This window comes from Phenylobacterium sp. GW823-FHT02A09 (assembly GCF_058797775.1).
The window spans coordinates 998,655-1,014,039 of record NZ_JBXAJZ010000002.1 but is presented as its reverse complement, the minus strand read 5'-3'; the positions used below and the strand labels follow the sequence as shown (position 1 = coordinate 1,014,039).

Annotated in this window: 16 protein-coding genes; 5 read left to right on the top strand and 11 right to left on the bottom strand. The window is 68.9% G+C overall.

The features are described 5' to 3' along the window. Positions 1 to 52 precede the first annotated feature (52 nt). The 4 genes from odhB to sucC all read right to left on the bottom strand — a co-directional run bounded on the left by odhB (position 53) and on the right by sucC (position 6,478). Positions 53 to 1,276, bottom strand: coding sequence for a 2-oxoglutarate dehydrogenase complex dihydrolipoyllysine-residue succinyltransferase (gene odhB / locus AC1Q87_RS12230; RefSeq protein ID WP_492609193.1), 1,224 nt, complete (start codon positions 1,274 to 1,276; stop codon positions 53 to 55). Positions 1,277 to 1,333: 57 nt separating this feature from the next. Continuing rightward, positions 1,334 to 4,288 (bottom strand): 2-oxoglutarate dehydrogenase E1 component, encoded by a 2,955-nt coding sequence (locus AC1Q87_RS12225; protein WP_492609192.1) that lies wholly within the window; start codon positions 4,286 to 4,288, stop codon positions 1,334 to 1,336. A 112-nt stretch (positions 4,289 to 4,400) separates the two neighbouring features. After that, on the bottom strand, positions 4,401 to 5,279 hold the full coding sequence (gene sucD / locus AC1Q87_RS12220) for a succinate--CoA ligase subunit alpha (protein WP_183775121.1): 879 nt from the start codon (positions 5,277 to 5,279) through the stop codon (positions 4,401 to 4,403). Further along, entirely contained in the window at positions 5,279 to 6,478 is a 1,200-nt protein-coding gene (gene sucC / locus AC1Q87_RS12215; RefSeq protein ID WP_436059675.1) for an ADP-forming succinate--CoA ligase subunit beta, read from the bottom strand. Before sucC ends, sucD begins: the two co-directional genes overlap by 1 nt. Positions 6,479 to 6,715: 237 nt before the next feature. Between sucC and AC1Q87_RS12210 the strand changes: the two genes are divergently transcribed. Then, on the top strand, positions 6,716 to 7,489 hold the full coding sequence (locus AC1Q87_RS12210) for a LytTR family DNA-binding domain-containing protein (protein WP_492609191.1): 774 nt from the start codon (positions 6,716 to 6,718) through the stop codon (positions 7,487 to 7,489). Positions 7,490 to 7,526: 37 nt separating this feature from the next. Here the strand turns inward: AC1Q87_RS12210 and AC1Q87_RS12205 are convergent, their stop codons facing one another. Further along, positions 7,527 to 8,063, bottom strand: coding sequence for a GNAT family N-acetyltransferase (locus tag AC1Q87_RS12205; protein WP_436059673.1), 537 nt, complete (start codon positions 8,061 to 8,063; stop codon positions 7,527 to 7,529). 78 nt (positions 8,064 to 8,141) lie between these two features. Here AC1Q87_RS12205 and AC1Q87_RS12200 point away from each other — a divergent pair, with 78 nt between their 5' ends. Beyond that, a complete protein-coding gene (locus tag AC1Q87_RS12200) occupies positions 8,142 to 8,867 on the top strand; it encodes a lysozyme inhibitor LprI family protein (protein WP_492609190.1) in 726 nt (241 codons plus the stop codon). A 64-nt stretch (positions 8,868 to 8,931) separates the two neighbouring features. Here AC1Q87_RS12200 and AC1Q87_RS12195 read toward each other — a convergent pair whose 3' ends face one another. After that, positions 8,932 to 9,918: a malate dehydrogenase gene (locus AC1Q87_RS12195; RefSeq protein WP_492609189.1), complete on the bottom strand. Its 987-nt coding sequence runs from the start codon at positions 9,916 to 9,918 to the stop codon at positions 8,932 to 8,934. 110 nt (positions 9,919 to 10,028) lie between these two features. Here AC1Q87_RS12195 and AC1Q87_RS12190 point away from each other — a divergent pair, with 110 nt between their 5' ends. After that, positions 10,029 to 10,439 (top strand): HIT domain-containing protein, encoded by a 411-nt coding sequence (locus AC1Q87_RS12190; protein WP_492609188.1) that lies wholly within the window; start codon positions 10,029 to 10,031, stop codon positions 10,437 to 10,439. Here the strand turns inward: AC1Q87_RS12190 and AC1Q87_RS12185 are convergent. Together AC1Q87_RS12185 and AC1Q87_RS12180 are read right to left on the bottom strand one after the other, a co-directional pair. Further along, entirely contained in the window at positions 10,436 to 11,143 is a 708-nt protein-coding gene (locus AC1Q87_RS12185) for a hypothetical protein (protein ID WP_492609187.1), read from the bottom strand. The two genes, AC1Q87_RS12190 and AC1Q87_RS12185, sit on opposite strands and share 4 nt — an antisense overlap. A gap of 8 nt (positions 11,144 to 11,151) precedes the next feature. Then, on the bottom strand, positions 11,152 to 12,000 hold the full coding sequence (locus tag AC1Q87_RS12180; protein WP_492609186.1) for an HpcH/HpaI aldolase/citrate lyase family protein: 849 nt from the start codon (positions 11,998 to 12,000) through the stop codon (positions 11,152 to 11,154). Between the two features lie 58 nt (positions 12,001 to 12,058). Here AC1Q87_RS12180 and AC1Q87_RS12175 point away from each other — a divergent pair, with 58 nt between their 5' ends. Then, positions 12,059 to 12,442: a DUF2237 family protein gene (locus tag AC1Q87_RS12175; protein WP_267234350.1), complete on the top strand. Its 384-nt coding sequence runs from the start codon at positions 12,059 to 12,061 to the stop codon at positions 12,440 to 12,442. Between the two features lies 1 nt (position 12,443). Here the strand turns inward: AC1Q87_RS12175 and thpR are convergent, their stop codons facing one another. After that, positions 12,444 to 12,980: an RNA 2',3'-cyclic phosphodiesterase gene (thpR, locus tag AC1Q87_RS12170; protein WP_492609185.1), complete on the bottom strand. Its 537-nt coding sequence runs from the start codon at positions 12,978 to 12,980 to the stop codon at positions 12,444 to 12,446. A 127-nt stretch (positions 12,981 to 13,107) separates the two neighbouring features. On the opposite strand from thpR, the gene AC1Q87_RS12165 reads away from it, so the two are divergent. After that, on the top strand, positions 13,108 to 13,857 hold the full coding sequence (locus AC1Q87_RS12165; RefSeq protein WP_492609184.1) for a Bax inhibitor-1/YccA family protein: 750 nt from the start codon (positions 13,108 to 13,110) through the stop codon (positions 13,855 to 13,857). A gap of 60 nt (positions 13,858 to 13,917) precedes the next feature. Here the strand turns inward: AC1Q87_RS12165 and AC1Q87_RS12160 are convergent, their stop codons facing one another. Then, the gene (locus AC1Q87_RS12160) at positions 13,918 to 14,250 is read right to left on the bottom strand and encodes a DUF2794 domain-containing protein (RefSeq protein WP_269627335.1); all 333 of its coding nucleotides are present in this window, start codon (positions 14,248 to 14,250) and stop codon (positions 13,918 to 13,920) included. A gap of 340 nt (positions 14,251 to 14,590) precedes the next feature. Beyond that, positions 14,591 to 15,280, bottom strand: coding sequence for a DUF1223 domain-containing protein (locus AC1Q87_RS12155; protein WP_492609183.1), 690 nt, complete (start codon positions 15,278 to 15,280; stop codon positions 14,591 to 14,593). Positions 15,281 to 15,385: the final 105 nt, after the last annotated feature.

The window sequence follows — 15,385 nt, the reverse complement described above, 5'->3', positions numbered from 1 at the left end:
CGAGGCGTGAAGCCCCGCCGCCATGAAATGCGTTCGCCGGTGACGGCGTGATTTAGACGTCCAGCAGCAGACGCTGCGGGTCTTCGATGGCTTCCTTGACCTTCACCAGGAAGGTCACCGCGCCCTGACCATCGACGATGCGGTGATCGTAGCTGAGCGCCAGGTACATCATCGGACGGATCACCACCTGGCCGTTCACGGCCATCGGGCGTTCCTGGATCTTGTGCATGCCCAGGATGCCCGACTGCGGGGCGTTGAGGATCGGGGTCGACATCAGCGAGCCGTAGACGCCGCCGTTCGAGATCGTGAACGTACCGCCTTGCAGGTCTTCGAGGGCCAGCTGACCGTCGCGGGCCTTCTTGCCGAGGGCGCCGATGCCCTTTTCGATGCCCGACAGCGACAGCGCGTCGGCGTCGCGCAGCACCGGAACCACCAGGCCCTTTTCGGTGCCGACGGCGACGCCGATGTCATAGTGGTTCTTGTAGATGACGTCGGTGCCGTCGATCTCGGCGTTGACGTCCGGCACGTGCTTCAGGCCGTGGATCACCGCCTTCACGAAGAAGCTCATGAAGCCGAGCTTCACGCCGTGGCTCTTCTCGAAGCCGTCCTTGTACTGGTTGCGCAGGGCCATGACCGCGCTCATGTCGACCTCGTTGAAGGTCGTCAGCATCGCCGCGGCGTTCTGGGCTTCCTTCAGGCGGCGGGCGATGGTCTGGCGCAGGCGGGTCATGCGGACCCGCTCTTCACGCTCGTGGATCTCACGCGGCGCGGCCGGGGCGGCGGGCGCCGCCGGAGCGTTGGCGCGGGCCTCCAGAGCGGCCAGGGCGTCGCCCTTGGTCACGCGGCCGGCCTTGCCCGACCCGGCGATCGCGCCGGCGTCGAGGTTGTTCTCGGCGACGATCCGCTGGGCCGAGGGGGCCAACGGCGCGGCGGCGGCGGGAGCCGCGGCCGGCGCAGGGGCCGGAGCGGCGGCCGGAGCCGGAGCCGGCTTCGGCGCTTCGGCCTTCGGAGCCGCGGCGGCGGCCGGGGCCGCAGCCACGGCGCCTTCGGCCAGGCGGCCGAGCACAGCGCCCGGCTCGACGGTCGCGCCTTCTTCGGCGGCGATGAACTCGAGCACGCCGTCCGCGGGGGCGGCGACCTCGAGGCTCACCTTGTCGGTTTCGAGTTCGACCAGGATCTCGTCCTTCCGAACGGCGTCGCCCGCCTTCTTCGTCCAGCGCGCGACCGTCGCCTCGGTGACGGACTCGCCCAGGGCGGGGGTCATGATGTCGGCCATTGGAAGTACCTGTCTCTCTCTTCGCTCTGTTCTTTTACTTGGAAGTCCCGGGACGCCTTAAGCGAAGGCGTCCGCGAGGAAGTTCTGCAGTTCGCGCATGTGGCGGCTCATCAGGCCCGCGGCGGTCGAGGCGGACGCCGGACGACCGACATAGCGGGCGCGCTTGGCCTTGACCTTGAGGCGCTCGAGGGTGAGCTCCAGCCACGGGTCGACGAAAGTCCAGCCGCCCATGTTCTTCGGCTCTTCCTGACACCAGACCAGCTCAGCGTTCGGGAAGCGCGACAGCTCGGTCGACAGCGACTTCACCGGCCACGGATAGAACTGCTCGAGGCGCATGATGTAGACGTCGTCGACACCCTTCTCCTCGCGGGCGTCGAGCAGGTCGTAATAGACCTTGCCCGAGCACAGCACGACGCGGCGGATCTTGTCCGGCTCGACCAGCTTCACCGACGTGTTGACGCCGCGCTCGGCGTCGTCGTTCAGCACGCGGTGGAACGACGAGCCCTCGGCCAGATCGGCCATCGTCGAGGTCGCCTTCTTGTGCCGCAGCAGCGACTTCGGCGTCATGACGATCAGCGGCTTGCGGAACTCGCGGCGCTGCTGACGGCGCAGGGCGTGGAAGTAGTTGGCCGGGGTCGAGCAGTTGACCACCTGCATGTTGTCTTCCGCGCAGAGCTGCAGGAAGCGCTCGAGGCGCGCCGAGGAGTGCTCGGGGCCCTGGCCTTCGTAGCCGTGCGGCAGCAGCATCACCAGGCCGCTCATCCGCAGCCACTTGCGCTCGCCCGACGAGATGAACTGGTCGATGACCACCTGGGCGCCGTTGGCGAAGTCGCCGAACTGGGCCTCCCACAGGGTCAGCGTCTTCGGGTCGGCCAGCGAGAAGCCGTACTCGAAGCCCAGCACCGCCTCTTCCGACAGCGCCGAGTCGATGACCTCGAAGTGAGCCTGGCCCGGACGCAGGTGCGACAGCGGGGTGTAGTGCTCCTCGGTCTTCTGGTCGATCAGGTCGGTGTGACGCTGCACGAAGGTCCCGCGCACGCTGTCCTGGCCGGCGAGGCGGACCGGGAAGCCCTCGTCGAGCAGGCTGGCGAAGGCCAGGTGCTCGCCGGTCGCCCAGTCGAGGCCTTCGCCCGACTCGATGGCCGCGCGGCGGTTCTCGATGGCGCGGCGGACGGTCTTGTGGACGTCCAGGCGCTCGGGGATCGCGGTGATCTTCTGGCCGAGATCGACCAGCTTCTGCATCGGCACGCTGGTGTCGCCGCGGCGGTCGTCGCCTTCCGGCAGCGCCAGGCCGGCCCACTTGCCGTCGAGCCAGTCGGCCTTGTTGGCCTTGTAGGTCTTGCCCGCCTCGAATTCCTTGTCGAGGAAGTCTTCGAACTCGGTCACCCAGCCGGTCACCTCGTCCTGGGTGGCCACGCCCTCGGCGACCAGCTTGCGGGCGTAGAGCTCGCGGGTCGGCGGGTGGTCCTTGATCTTGGCGTACATCAAGGGCGAGGTCATCGTCGGGTCGTCGCCCTCGTTGTGACCGAACCGCCGGTAGCAGAACATGTCGATGACGACGTCCTTGCCGAACTGCTGGCGGAACTCGGTGGCGACCTTGGCCACGTAGGTCACGGCTTCGGGATCGTCGCCGTTCACGTGGAAGATCGGCGCCTCGACCATCAGCGCCACGTCCGACGGATAGGGCGAGGAGCGGCTGTACTGCGGCGCCGTCGTGAACCCGATCTGGTTGTTGACGATGAAGTGGATGGTGCCGCCGGTGCGGTAGCCCTTGGTGCCCGAAATCGCGAAGCACTCGGCCACCACGCCCTGGCCGGCGAAGGCCGCATCGCCGTGCAGCAGCAGCGGCAGCACGTGGCCGCGGCCGCTCTCGGGCGCATCACGCAGGGTGAAGGCCTGCTTGGCGCGCGCCTTGCCCAGGACGACCGGGTTGACGATCTCCAGGTGCGAAGGGTTGGCGGTCAGCGACAGGTGGACGTTGTTGCCGTCGAACGCGCGGTCCGACGAGGCGCCCATGTGGTACTTCACGTCGCCCGAACCCTCGATGTCCGAGGGCACCGACGAGCCGCCTTGGAACTCGTGGAAGATCACGTGGTACGGCTTGGCCATGACGGCGGCCAGCACGTTCAGACGGCCGCGGTGGGGCATGCCCAGGACGATGTCGCGCACGCCCAGCGCGCCGCCGCGCTTGATGATCTGCTCCATGGCCGGGACCATGGCTTCGCCGCCGTCCAGGCCGAACCGCTTGGTGCCGGGATAGCGCTTGTGCAGGAAGCGTTCGAAGCCTTCGGCCTCGATCAGCTTCTTGAGGATGGCGACCTTGCCCTCCTTGGTGAACTGGATCTCCTTGTCGCGGCCTTCGATGCGCTCCTGCAGCCAGGCCTTCTGGGCCGGGTCGGAGATGTGCATGTACTGGACGCCGATGTCGCCGCAGTAGGTGCGCTTGAGGATCGCCAGGATCTCGCGGATCGTGCCGGTCTCGAGGCCGAGCACGAAGTCGAGGAAGATCGGACGGTCGAAGTCGGCCTCGGTGAAGCCGTAGGTCGCCGGGTCGAGCTCGGAGGCGTCGCCGTCCGGCACCGTGATGCCCAGCGGGTCGAGGTTGGCGCGCAGGTGGCCGCGCATCCGGTAGGCGCGGATCATCATGATCGCACGCAGGGAGTCGAGGGTCGCGGCGCGGACCGATTCCGGCGAGGCGCTGGGCGCGGCGCGCTCGGCGACCTTGGCGCCGACCTTCGCCTCGACCGCCGGCCAGAGGCCGTCGATGGCCGAGAGCCAGTCGGGACGGGCCGCAGGCGCGCCCGGCTTGGTCCAGGAGCGCTTGCCGGCGGCGGCCTTAACCTCTTCGGCGCGATCGTTCAGCGACGAGAAGAAGGCCTGCCAGGAGGCGTCGACCGAGGCGGGGTTCGCCGCCCATTTCGCGTAGAGGTCCTCCACGAATGCGGCGTTGCCGCCGTAGAGGAAAGAGGTCTCCGCGAGCACCTCGTTGATCAGACTGCCGTCGTCCGCCATTTCGTCCGTTTCCCGGGGTCCGTCGCGCGGACTTCAGGAAGAAGGAGCCGAGCGCGGACCGCCCATACTACTTAGGTTGTCGCCGGGCGCCTTCCAGGCGCCCGGCTCGCCGTCAGGCGCCTTTCAGCACCTGAAGAAGTGTTTCGCCCAGAGCCGCCGGCGACGGCGAGACGCGGATGCCCGCGGCCTCCATCGCTGCGATCTTGTCTTCCGCACCGCCCTTGCCGCCGGAGATGATCGCGCCGGCGTGACCCATGCGGCGGCCCGGAGGCGCCGTACGGCCCGCGATGAAGCCGACCATAGGCTTCTTGATGGGCGAATTTTTGATGAACTCGGCCGCGTCTTCTTCAGCCGAACCGCCGATTTCGCCGATCATGATGATCGACTCGGTTTCGGGGTCCTTGAGGAACAGGTCGAGCATGTCGATGAACTCGGTGCCCTTGACCGGGTCGCCGCCGATGCCGACCGCCGTCGATTGGCCGAGGCCGACGTTGGTGGTCTGGAACACGGCTTCGTAGGTCAGGGTGCCGGAGCGCGAAACCACGCCGACCGAGCCCTTCTTGAAGATGTTGCCCGGCATGATGCCGATCTTGCAGGCGTCCGGCGTCAGCACGCCCGGGCAGTTCGGGCCGATCAGGCGCGACTTCGAGCCGGCCAGGGCCTTCTTGACCTTGATCATGTCGGTCACCGGGATGCCCTCGGTGATGCAGATGATCAGCGGGACTTCGGCGTCGATGGCTTCCAGGATCGAGTCGGCCGCGAAGGGCGGCGGGACGTAGATCGCGCTGGCGTCGGCGCCGGTCTGCTTGACCGCCTCGGCGACGGTGTCGAACACCGGCAGGCCGATGTGCGTCTGGCCGCCTTTGCCGGGGGTCACGCCGCCGACCATCTTGGTGCCGTAGGCGATGGCCTGCTCGGAGTGGAAGGTGCCCTGGGCGCCGGTGATGCCCTGGCAGATGACGCGCGTCTCTTTACCGATGAGGATGGACATCAGTTCGCCTCCCGCACGGCTTTGACAATCTTCTCAGCGCCGTCCGAAAGGTCGTTCGCCGCGATCACGTTCAGACCGCTTTCGTTGATGATCTTCTTGCCCAGCTCGGCGTTGGTGCCTTCGAGGCGCACCACCAGCGGGACGTTCAGGCCGACCTGCTTCACCGCGTTGACCACGCCGTTGGCGAGGATGTCGCAGCGGGCGATGCCGCCGAAGATGTTGACCAGGATGCCCTTCACGTTCGGGTCGGCCATGATGATCTTGAAGGCCGCCGTCACCTTGGGCTCGTCCGCGCCGCCGCCGACATCCAGGAAGTTCGCCGGCTCGGCGCCGTAGAGCTTGATGATGTCCATGGTGGCCATGGCCAGGCCCGCGCCGTTGACCATGCAGCCGATTTCGCCGTCGAGGGCGATGTAGCTGAGGTCGAACTTCGAGGCCTCGATCTCCTTCGGATCCTCTTCGCTCTCGTCGCGCAGGGCGACGATGTCCGGGTGACGGAACAGCGCGTTGGAGTCGAAGCTGACCTTGGCGTCGAGGACGCGCAGGTGGTCGTCGCCGGTCACGATCAGCGGGTTGATCTCCAGCATGCTCATGTCCTTGGCGAGGAACGCCGTGTAGAGCTGCGAGAGGAGCGTGGCCGCTTCCTTGGCCAGGCCGCCCGTCAGGCCCAGCGCCTTGGACAGCGCGCGGGCGTGGTGCGGGAAGACGCCGGTGGCCGGGTCGATGGAGAAGGTGACGATCTTCTCGGGGGTCGAGTGGGCGACCTCCTCGATGTCCATGCCGCCTTCGGTCGACGCCACGACCGAGACGCGGCTCGTTTCGCGGTCGACCAGCAGCGACAGGTAGAATTCCTTGGCGATCGCAGCGCCTTCCTCGATGTAGAGGCGGTTCACCTGCTTGCCCTTGGGGCCGGTCTGGTGGGTCACCAGCACGCGGCCGAGCATTTCCTCAGCGTTGGCCTTGACCTCGTCGACCGACTTGACGACGCGGACGCCGCCCTTGGAGTCGGGACCGAGGCCTTCGAAGCGGCCCTTGCCGCGGCCGCCGGCGTGGATCTGGGACTTCACGACGAAGACCGGACCACCGAGGTCCTGGGCGGCCTTGACCGCTTCGTCGACGGAGAAGGCGGCATAGCCGCGCGGGACCGCCACGCCGAACTCGGAGAGGACGGACTTGGCTTGATGCTCGTGGATGTTCATGAGGCCGCGTAACGCGTGATCGGGAAACCCGCCGGGCTCGGCGGACGGCCGGGGTTATAGGCGCCACCGCTCAATGTGGCAACCGCGAGCCCCCAACAAAACCGCGTATTTTCGACTACTGTATACAATCCTGACGCCTGCGTCATCGAAGAAAGACCAATCACAACAATCGCTCGACCATAAGGACGCGCCAGCGCCGCGCTTCCTCATCGGACCCAATCGTGTTTTCTCCTTCGCATGCGCTCAGTGAAGGCGAAGTGGTTCGAATACGGCCCCATGGGCGGGGTCGCCGGATGGCGGCGCGGCTTCGCCATCGCCGCGGCCGCGGCGGTGTTCCTGGCGGTCTCGGGCGCCTTCGGCATGGGCCAGCTCAGCCTCGTCGAACGATTGGCCTACTGGGCCGGAACCTTGAGCGTCGGGACGGTATGGGGCGGACTGGTCACGCACTTCGCGTTCCCGGCCCGCGACGCGAACACGAACCCGTGGCTGCGCACGGTTCTCTACGCGCTGGTGATCGCCGGGCCGCTGACCGGTCTGGTCTGGCTGGTGAACACCTATCTGCTGCATTCGCCGATCCCGGCCCGGGCGCTCGTCTCGCTCTTTGTGAGCGTCGCCCTGGTCACGCTGGCGATCACCGCGGTCAACGTGCTGGCGGGCCGCCGGCAGGCCGCCGTCGAAAGCCCGCCCTCCCCTGCGCCGCCGCGCTTCCTCGAGCGGCTGCCGCTCAAACTGCGCGACGCCGAGGTCTGGGCGGTGGAGTCCGAGGACCATTACCTGCGGCTGCACACCTCGCAGGGCCAGGACCTGATCCTGATGCGGCTGAGCGACGCCGTGGCCGAGCTGGAGGGGATCGAGGGCGCGCAGGTGCACCGCTCGTGGTGGGTCGCGCGCGGCGCGATCGCCGAGGCTCGCCGCGGCGACGGGCGCGCCACCCTGACGCTGAAGGACGGGTCCGAAGTCCCGGTCAGCCGCACCTACGCCCGGCAATTGCGCGAGCGCGGCTGGATCTGACCCATAACCTCAGGGCATGGATGACTGAACCAAAGGACTAGGACAGCCGCGCGCGCCACTGCTCGCGGGTCTGTCCCCAGACATCGACGCTCTCGCTGAGCGGCGGCGGCAGCATCGCATGGCGCAGGATCGAGGAGCCGAGCTTCCGCGCCACGCCCTGGGAATTGACGTTGCCCGGATCGATGCAGTGGATGACCTCGGTCCAGCCCAGATGGTCGAAGGCCCAGTCGATCGCCGCCGTCGCGCCTTCGGGCGCATAGCCCTTGCCCCAGAATTCGCGCGCCACGCCCCAGCCGACCTCGGTGCCGGGCCAGCCCTCGGGCTGCCAGGGGCCGAGCCGGCCGACCCAGCGGCCGCTCTCCTTCTCGATCACCGAGAACATGCCGAACCCGCGCACCACCCAGGACCCGGCCATGGTGCACATCATGCGCCAGGCCGTCTCGCGCGGCTGGGGGCCGCCGAGGAAACGCGAAGCCTCCTCGTCGGCCGAGAAGGCGGCCCAGGGTTCGAAGTCCTCGCCGGAGGTCGGGCGCAGGATCAGGCGGGCGGTTTCGAGAGTGGGTCCGAGGCTCATGGCGGCGATTTTCCACCGGTTCGGACCGCCGCGCCAGCGGTTCAGCCGGCGTTCAGCCCCGGGCGCTAGGCTGGGGTCATGACCTTCGACGGCGAACAGCCCCTGACCCTGGAGCCGCGCGACCCGCCGCCTCCGCCGCGCCGGCGGATCGGCGGCAAGGCGCTGCTGGCCGGGGTGGCGCTGGCCGCCGTGCTGGGGATCGGTCTTGGCCTCGCCGCGCGCCCGCAGCTGATCACCGACCTGGCGGCCCGCGCGCCGATGCAGCCGGCCGCGCCGGCGGCGACGCCCGAGGGCCAGCTGGACATCGCCATGGCCGAGCTGCCGCCGGCGGTTCCGCCGCCGCCCGCGCCGCCGCTGGAGACCCTGCCGCCGGACATGACAGAGCCGCCGCCGGGCCTGGCGCCGCTGCCGCCCGAACCGCCGCCAGCCCCGATCCCGCGCCCCGCGCCTGCGCCGCCGCGCGCGCCGCAGGCCGCCTGGGCCCCGGAGGCGCCCACGGCCCAGGACCCGACCTGGGGCGAGCGACCGAGCTTCGACTGCCGCAACGCCGGCTCGCTGGCCGAGGAGATGGTCTGCACCGACGCGGTGCTCGCGGCCGCCGACCGCCACATGGCCCGCGCCTATCGCCGCGCCGAACGCTCGGGCGCGCCGGTCGAGGCGCTGCGCGAGGACCAGGACGACTGGCTGGCCTATCGCGAGGAGGCGGCGCTGCGCTCGCCGCGCGCCGTCGCCGCCGCCTACGACCGCCGCATCGGCGAGCTTGAAGCGATCGCCGCCGGACGCGCCCGCCTAAGCGGCAGATAGCGCGCACGAAAAAGGGCCGGCGCCGCTATGCGGGCCGGCCCTTCGATGGATCCCGACGTCTGGCTTAGGCCAGGAGGTCCTTCACGGTGTCGCGCTCGCCGACCAGCTCTTCATTGGTCAGGGCGATCTTCGACTTGGCGAAGTCGTCCATTTCGTAGGACGTGATCACGTCGTAGCCGGTGGCGGTGGTCTTCACCGGCATGCCGGCCCAGACGCCTTCGGCGAAGCCGTAGCGGCCTTCGCTGTTGACGGCGACCGAGTGCACCGCGCCGACCGTGGTCAGGTCGCGGACGTGGTCGATCAGGGCGTTGGCGGCCGAGGCGGCCGAGGACAGGCCGCGGGCCTCGATGATCGCCGCGCCGCGCTTGCCGACGGCCGGCAGGTAGTCGTTCTTCAGCCAGGCTTCGTCGCCGATGACCTCGGCGGCGGGCTTGCCGCCGATCTTGGCGTGGGTGAAGTCGGCGAACATGGTCGGCGAGTGGTTGCCGTAGATGTACAGGTCGCTGACGTCGTTGATCGACACGCCGGCCTTCTTAGCCAGCTGGGCGCGGCCGCGGTTCTCGTCGAGGCGCACCATGGCGGTGAAGCGGTCGGCGGTCAGGCGCTTGGCCTGGGCCGCGGCGATCATGACGTTGGTGTTGCAGGGGTTGCCGACCACGGCGACGCGGGCGTCGTCAGCAGCGACAGCGTCGATGGCCTTGCCCTGGGCGATGAAGATCTTGCCGTTGTCCTTCAGCAGGTCGGCGCGCTCCATGCCCGGACCGCGCGGCTTGGAGCCGACCAGCAGGTTCCAGTTGGCGTCCTTGAAGGCGACGTTGGCGTCGTCGGTCAGGACCATGTCGGCCAGCAGCGGGAACGCGCAGTCTTCCAGTTCCATGGCCACGCCCTTCAGGGCCTTCTGCGCGCCCTCGGTCGGGATTTCGAGCAGTTGCAGGATGACCGGCTGGTCCTTGCCCAGCATCTCGCCCGAGGCGATGCGGAAAAGGAGGGCGTAACCGATATTGCCGGCGGCGCCGGTGACAGCGACGCGGATCGGCTTCTTCGTGGTCATGGAACTGTCCCGTGTTTGCAGTGCGAAATTCGCACGCGCTCTAGACCCGCAAGGGCTTTGCGGCAAGCGCAAGTGACTCCCCGCGCCTCCGGGGCTACCAAGCCAAGGTCATGTTCGAGATCGATCCGGCCTTCGTGGCCACCTCCCACGCCCTCGGCGACCTCGCCCTCAGCCATGCGCGACTGCAGGACGACGGCCGCTATCCCTGGATCGTGCTGATCCCCCGCCGCACGGGCCTGCGCGAGCTGGAGGACCTGGCCCGCGAGGACCTTGCGACCCTGACCGACGAGATCCTCGCCGCCGGCCGCGCCGTGCGGGCGCTGGGCTTCATGGTCGACAAGCTGAACGTCGGCGCGCTGGGCAATGTCACCCCGCAGCTGCACGTGCACGTGATCGGCCGCCGGGCCGGCGATCCGGCCTGGCCCGGCCCGGTCTGGGGCCACAGCCCGGCCGAGCCCTACGGCCACGACGACCTGGCGAAGGCGAGCGCCGCGGCCAAGGCGGCGCTGGGTCTCGCCTAGTTGCGGCGCAGGGTGACAGCGGTGCTGTCGCGGCCTTCCAGCAGGTCGCCCGACCACTCGCCGCCGGTCCCCGGATTGAGCATCAGGGTGGCGATCCCGCCGCCCGGCCGCGGATAGAAGCTGGCGGTCACCTGGGCGCCGACGCGCTGGATGGCGACCAGGAAACCGGACGCCTCAGGCGTGCCGCGCCGACGCGGATCGCGCCAGGCGCCTTCCAGGGTTCCGCCGCCCTTGTCGACCAGCAGGAACGAATAGAGCGTTTCGCCCGAGCGCGCGCGCAGCACCCAGGCGCCGTCCATCGGCCCCTGCATGCCCTGGGCCGAAGCGAAGGACGATCGCAACCGGCTCTCATAGCTGCGCTCGACCGCGTTCAGCGGCCCCTCCGGCGTCTTGTCGTACTCGTCGATAGTGACCGCGCGGCCCAGCAACGGCCGGCGCGGAGCCGGCGGCGGAGGCGGCGTGTAGGCCGGCGGCAGGCTGACCACGGCGGGGCGCTCGGCCGGCGGCGGCGCGGGCGGCGGGACGTAGGCCGGGGCCGGAGTCGGCGCGGTCGGGGCAGGCGGCGGCGCGCCGAGGGTCTCGGCGGTCTCCTCGTCGACCTGATCGAGAATGGAGCCGATCGGATCGACGACGTCCTGCGCCTGGGCCGCGGACGCCGCAGCCAGGGCCAGAAGCCCGATCGCAGACCTCAGAAATTGGTTCAAATCACGCCTCACGCCGCGGCGATGGCCTCGGCCACGGCGATCACCCGCCGCGCCTGGGCCAAGTGCAACCGCTCCACCATGCGCCCCTCGACTTTAAGAACACCCTTAACGGCGTTTTCCGGCGAATCGAAGGCTGCGACCACCACCCGCGACCACGCGACCTCCTCCGCCGACGGACTGAAGGCGGCGTTCGCCGCTTCGACCTGGCGCGGGTGGATCAGGGTCTTGCCGTCGAAGCCGAACTCCAGCCCCTGCTCGCACTGCGCGGCCAGGCCGGCGTCGTCCTCGATCTCGTTGAACACGCCGTCCAGCACCGCCAAGCCGTGGGCGCGGCCGGCGGCGACGATCAGCGACAGCGGACCGGTCAGCGCGGCGCGGCCGACGGTCAGCCGGCAGCGCATCTCCTTGGCCAGGTCGTTGGTCCCGACCACCAGGGCGGCGAGCCCCTCGGCTCCGGCGATATCGTCGAGGGCGAACAGCGAGGCGCAGGTCTCCACCATGGCCCACAGCGGCACCCCGCGGGCCTCGGCCGCGCCATAGGCCCGCACGTCGTGGGCGCTCGACACCTTGGGGACCAGGATCGCGTCCGGCCGCGCGTCGATGGCGGCGGCCAGGTCCTCAAGCCCCCAGGGCGTGTCCAGGCCGTTGACGCGGATCACCACCTCGCGGCGGCCGAAGCCGCCCGCGCGGACCGCGGCGACCGCCCGCTCGCGGGCGACCTCCTTGGCGTCCGGCGCGACCGCGTCCTCGAGGTCGAGGATCACCACGTCGCACGGCAGCTCACGGGCCTTTTCGATCGCCCGGGCGTTGGCGGCGGGCATGTAGAGGGCGCTGCGGCGCGGGCGGGCGACGTTCAAGGTCGGCGGGCTCCAGGCGGGATGGCGAAGGCCCAGTCATAAGGGTTAGGATGGCGCCATGACCACCCGCTACGACGCCGGCGCCAGAAACGTGTTGGGGGGCGAACTGCTCGCCTGCTCGCTCGATCCCGTGACCGGGTTCTTCCGCAACGGCTGCTGCGAGACCGGGCCGCACGACCTGGGCCTGCACACGGTCTGCGCGGTGATGACCGCCGAGTTCCTCGCCTATTCGAAGATGGTCGGCAACGACCTGTCGACGCCGATGCCGGAGTACGGCTTCGCGGGGTTGAAGCCGGGCGACCGCTGGTGCCTGTGCGCGCCGCGCTGGAAGGAGGCGCTGGACGCCGGGGCCGCGCCGCAGGTGGTGCTGGAGGCGACCCACGAGGAAACCCTGGCCATCGTGACGCTGGGCGTGCTCAAGGACCACGCCGTCGAGGCCTAGGTCAGTAGAGCGGGTACTCGCGTTCGGCCCGGTACCAGGAGCCCTGATCCGACTGCCAGCTGGAGTAGAGGCCGAAGCTGGTCACCCGGAAGGGCTCGGTGCGGAGCAGGTTGTTCTCCTGAATCCACTTGGCGACGTCGGCCGGATTGGGCCGGCGCAGATAGGCCAGGGTGACGTGCGGCTTGTAGGTGCGGGTGTCGGGCTTGAGGCCGGCCCGGCGGGCGGCGACCTCGCAGGACCTGGCCAGGTGGCGCAGGGCCTCGCTCTCCTCGACCCCGGCCCAGACCGCGTGAATATCCGCGCCCTCGCCGAACGCGCCCACGCCTTGAAGGGACAATTCAAGCGGCCCGCCACCCACGGTGGTAAGCTCTGCATCAAGGTCGGCGGCCACGTTCTCGGGCACGTCGCCGACGAACCGCAGGGTGATGTGGAGCGCCTCGGCCGGCCGCCAGCGCGCGCCCGGCAAACGGTCCTGACGGACGACCAGGTCCTGCGCGATGTCCTCGGGAATGGCGAGTGCGGCGAACAGGCGGATCATGGATACCTACCTAAGGTGCTGACGTTCTGACGCAATCGTAATCGACCCAGCCTTGCATGGACGCCATTGGACCACGATATTTGAGCGGCGTCCGCTAGGGGCGCTTCCTAGAAGGGCCAACATCCCTATGAGCGACTATAACCGCGGCTACGCGCGCTCGATCCCCGCAGATCGCGCCGACATGTCGGTGGACGCGGGTCTGCGCAGCTTCATGCTCGGCGTCTACAACAAGGTAGCGCTGGGTCTCCTGCTCTCCGCCGCTCTGGCGTTCGTGACCGGCTCATTCCCGCCGGTGCGCGACCTGATGTTCAGCGTCTCGCCGTCGGGCAAGGTCGGTTACACCCTGCTCGGCATGATCGTGGCCTTCGCGCCGCTGGCCGTGATCCTCTTCGGCGCCTTCGCCATGAAGAACGTCACGCCGCGCTCGTCGGGCATCTATTACTGGACCATCGTCGGCCTGATCGGCGCGGGCCTGGGCGTCCTGACCTTCGTCTATACGGGCGCCTCGATCTTCTCGACGTTCCTGATCACGGCGGCTGCGTTCGGCGGCCTGTCGCTGTTCGGCTACACGACGAAGAAGGACCTGACCGGTCTCGGGAGCTTCCTGATCATCGGCCTGATCGGCCTGGTGGTCGCCAGCATCGTCAACATGTTCCTGGCGAACGGCATGATGGCCTTCATCATCAGCGTCGCCGGCGTGCTGATCTTTGCGGGCCTGATCGCCTACGACACCCAGCGCCTGAAGATGAGCTACTACGAAATGGGCGGCGACCAGACGGCCCAGGCCGTGGCCACCAACTACGGCGCGCTGAGCCTGTACCTGAACTTCATCAACCTGTTCCAATTCCTGCTCAGCATCTTCGGCGACCGCCGCTAAGCGCTGACAGCGAACCACGACTTCGGGCCCCGGCGGGAAACCGCCGGGGTTTTTGTTTGGCTAGTCCACGACCTTGAAGCGGCCCTTGTCGAAGAACCGCAGCACCTGCTCCAGCTCGTGGCCGCGGCGCAGGATCATGCCGCCCTGGCCGATGACGGCCCAGGCCCCCTGGCGGCGGGCCAGGGCCGGCCGCTTCTCGATACGGTAGAGCGGGGCTTCCGAGGCGCGCCGGAACACCGAGAACACGCAGGCGTCGGCCAGAGCCCCGATTCCATAGTCGCGCCATTCACCGGCGGCGACCATGCGTCCATAGAGGGCAAGAAGGCGGTCGAGCTCGCGTCGCTCGAAGAAGACCTGGACGGTCCGAGGCTGCTGTTGCGGATCAAGCGCCATCGCCGTAGAGCGTGCCCCAATTTCCAGCCGCCGACAAATGCTCAGTGAACGGCGGTCCGTTGCGCGGCCGACACGCCGCTCGCCAATCTAAAACAACGGTAATCTTGCGCCACGGAAAGACCTTATTTCGGTCGTTCGCGCGCCTGATCCGCCTCCGATAGTGACATCGTCGGTTGATCGGAGACCTGCTGGTCCCGGATCCTGAACAGCCCCCCCAGCCCCCCTGGATCGTGGGCTTCGGTCAGCCGACGCTTCTTCATTGAGCACCACCCCAATGCGAGCCCGCGCGGATCCTCCCCCCCTCCCGCGCGGGCTTGTTTGCGTCTGGATCCCTGAAAATTCAGTCCTTGAGGGCGACGGCGATGATGCGGCCGCCGTCGGCGCCCTGCACCAGCACGGCGCTCGCCAGGCCGTCCTCGGCCGCCGGCAGGCGATAGGCGGTCGGGCGGCCGCGCCACGGCCCCAGCCGCTTGATCTCACGCACCACGTTGCGGTGCACGACGGTCTGGCCGCGATTGTCGCCCTTCTTGACCACCACGTCCTGCTCGCGCGGGTCGTAGCGCACCAGCCAGACTTCGGCGCCGCCGCGCGGGACCCTGCCGGAACCGACGTCGACCCGGCGCGGGCCGATGAAGGCCATGTCCGGCGGATCGTGCGGGCCCTTCGCGGCTTGGGCCACCAGGCGTTCGACCTTCTCGGTCTGAAGACCGCCGGCCTGGGTATGGCCGTCGATGACGACCTGCGGGGTGTAGGGCTCACGCAGCTCCAGCCGCGCCACATAGGCTTTCTGGCGGGCGGTGAACTCGGGCTTGGCGAAGGTGTCCGGCCAGCCGAGATAATCCCAGTAGTCGACCGGGAAGGTCAGGGCGAGCACGCCCTCGCGCTGGGCCATCTTGCCCAGGTTGGCGTTCGCCTCGCCGCAGGACGCGCAGCCCTGGGCGGTGAAAAGCTCGACGACCACCGGCGGCTTGGCGGCCGCGGCGAGAGGGGTGGCGCAGAGCAAGAGGCTGAAAAGCGCGGCCTTACGCATCGTGGCGCAATTAAGCGGACTTCCCTGAGCTTTGGATTTCAACAAGGCGTGACCAGCTTGCAGCGTCGCGGAAACGAAAGAGGGGGCCTGCACGGGCGGCAGACC